The following is a 2,747-nucleotide window of genomic DNA, read 5'->3' as shown; positions in this document are numbered from 1 at the left end:
GGTTTCGCGCATGACGAGGAGGAGCTGCGCCGGATCGCGGGGCAGGGTCTGACGCTGTCTCCGACCACCGAGGTGCTCCTGGAGGAGTCCATCCTGGGGTGGAAGGAGTACGAGCTGGAGCTGATGCGCGACAAGAACGACAACGTCGTGGTCGTCTGCTCGATCGAGAACTTCGACCCCATGGGTGTGCACACCGGTGACTCGATCACGGTGGCGCCCTCGATGACGCTGACCGACCGCGAGTACCAGCGCCTGCGGGACATCGGTATCGCGATCATCCGCGAGGTCGGGGTCGACACCGGGGGCTGCAACATCCAGTTCGCGATCAACCCCGACGACGGCCGGATCATCGTGATCGAGATGAACCCGCGCGTGTCGCGGTCGTCGGCCCTGGCGTCGAAGGCGACCGGCTTCCCGATCGCGAAGATCGCGGCGAAGCTGGCCGTCGGCTACACCCTCGACGAGATCCCGAACGACATCACGGAGAAGACCCCCGCGTCCTTCGAGCCGACCCTCGACTACGTGGTGGTCAAGGCGCCGAGGTTCGCGTTCGAGAAGTTCCCGTCCGCCGACTCCACCCTCACCACCACCATGAAGTCGGTGGGCGAGGCGATGGCCATCGGCCGGAACTTCACCGAGGCCCTCCAGAAGGCGCTCCGCTCGCTGGAGAAGAAGGGCAGCCAGTTCACCTTCGTCGGCGAGGTGGGCGACAAGGCCGTACTGCTGGCGGAGGCCGTGCGTCCGACCGACGGTCGGATCAACACGGTCATGCAGGCCATCCGCGCGGGCGCCACACCTGAGGAGGTCTTCGACGCGACGAAGATCGATCCGTGGTTCGTCGACCAGCTGTTCCTGATCAAGGAGATCGCGGACGAGCTGGCCGCCGCGGAGCGCCTGAACCCCGAGCTGTTGGCGGAGGCGAAGCGGCACGGGTTCTCCGACCAGCAGATCGCCGAGATCCGGGGCCTGCGCGAGGACGTCGTGCGTGAGGTGCGGCACGCGCTGGGTGTGCGCCCGGTGTACAAGACGGTCGACACGTGTGCGGCCGAGTTCGCGGCGAAGACGCCGTACTTCTACTCCTCCTACGACGAGGAGTCGGAGGTCGCGCCCCGCGAGAAGCCGGCCGTGATCATCCTCGGCTCGGGCCCCAACCGTATCGGCCAGGGCATCGAGTTCGACTACTCGTGCGTCCATGCCTCCTTCGCGCTGAGCGACGCGGGGTACGAGACGGTGATGGTCAACTGCAATCCGGAGACGGTCTCCACGGACTACGACACCTCCGACCGCCTGTACTTCGAGCCGCTGACCCTCGAGGACGTGCTGGAGATCGTCCACGCGGAGTCCCTGGCCGGCCCGATCGCGGGCGTGATCGTGCAGCTCGGCGGGCAGACCCCGCTCGGGCTGGCGCAGGCCCTCAAGGACAACGGCGTGCCGGTGGTGGGCACGCCGCCCGAGGCGATCCACGCCGCCGAGGACCGGGGCGCCTTCGGCCGCGTCCTCGCGGAGGCGGGTCTGCCGGCGCCGAAGCACGGTACGGCGACCACGTTCGCCGGGGCGAAGGCGATCGCGGACGAGATCGGCTACCCGGTCCTCGTGCGCCCCTCGTACGTGCTGGGCGGGCGCGGCATGGAGATCGTCTACGACGAGACCCGCCTCTCCTCCTACATCGCCGAGTCGACCGAGATCAGCCCCTCCCGGCCGGTGCTGGTCGACCGGTTCCTCGACGACGCGATCGAGATCGACGTCGACGCCCTCTACGACGGCCAGGAGCTGTACCTGGGCGGGGTGATGGAGCACATCGAGGAGGCCGGTATCCACTCCGGCGACTCGGCGTGCGCGCTGCCCCCGATCACGCTGGGCGGCTTCGACATCAAGCGGCTGCGGACCTCGACCGAGGCCATCGCGCGCGGGGTCGGGGTGCGCGGGCTCATCAACATCCAGTTCGCGCTGGCCGGGGACATCCTCTACGTCCTGGAGGCCAACCCGCGCGCGTCCCGTACGGTCCCGTTCACGTCGAAGGCGACGGCGGTGCCGCTGGCGAAGGCCGCCGCCCGTATCTCGCTCGGCGCGACCGTGGCCGAACTGCGGGCCGAGGGACTCCTCCCGGCCGGCGGTGACGGCGGTGAGCTGCCGCTGGACGCGCCGATCTCCGTCAAGGAGGCCGTCATGCCCTGGAACCGCTTCCGGGACACCTCCGGCCGGGGTGTGGACACGGTGCTCGGCCCGGAGATGCGCTCCACCGGCGAGGTCATGGGCATCGACTCCGTCTTCGGCACGGCGTACGCCAAGTCGCAGGCGGGCGCGTACGGGCCGCTGCCGACGAAGGGACGCGCGTTCATCTCGGTCGCCAACCGGGACAAGCGCTCGATGATCTTCCCGGCGCGTGAACTCGTCGCCCACGGCTTCGAGCTGCTGGCGACCTCCGGGACGGCCGAGGTCCTGCGGCGCAACGGCCTCAACGCGAAGGTCGTGCGCAAGCAGAACGAGGGCACCGGGCCGAACGGTGAGAAGACCATCGTCCAGCTCATCCACGACGGCGAGGTCGACCTCATCGTCAACACCCCCTACGGCACCGGGGGCCGCCTCGACGGCTACGAGATCCGCACCGCCGCCGTGGCACGGGCGGTGCCCTGCCTGACGACCGTCCAGGCCCTCGCCGCGGCCGTCCAGGGCATCGACGCCCTCAACCGCGGTGACGTCGGCGTACGTTCGCTCCAGGAACACGCCGAACAACTGACCGCGGCCCG

Annotated in this window: 1 protein-coding gene; it reads left to right on the top strand. The window is 69.4% G+C overall.

Translation table 11 applies throughout. The annotated features are described in order from the left end of the window. On the top strand, positions 1 to 2,747 hold a 2,747-nt coding region (gene carB, locus AOK08_RS34240; RefSeq protein WP_055533265.1), incomplete at both ends, for a carbamoyl-phosphate synthase large subunit.

The organism is Streptomyces graminilatus (genome assembly GCF_001418565.1).
In the GTDB taxonomy this organism is placed as follows: domain Bacteria; phylum Actinomycetota; class Actinomycetes; order Streptomycetales; family Streptomycetaceae; genus Streptomyces; species Streptomyces graminilatus.
This window is presented reverse-complemented; position numbering and strand designations above follow the sequence as displayed.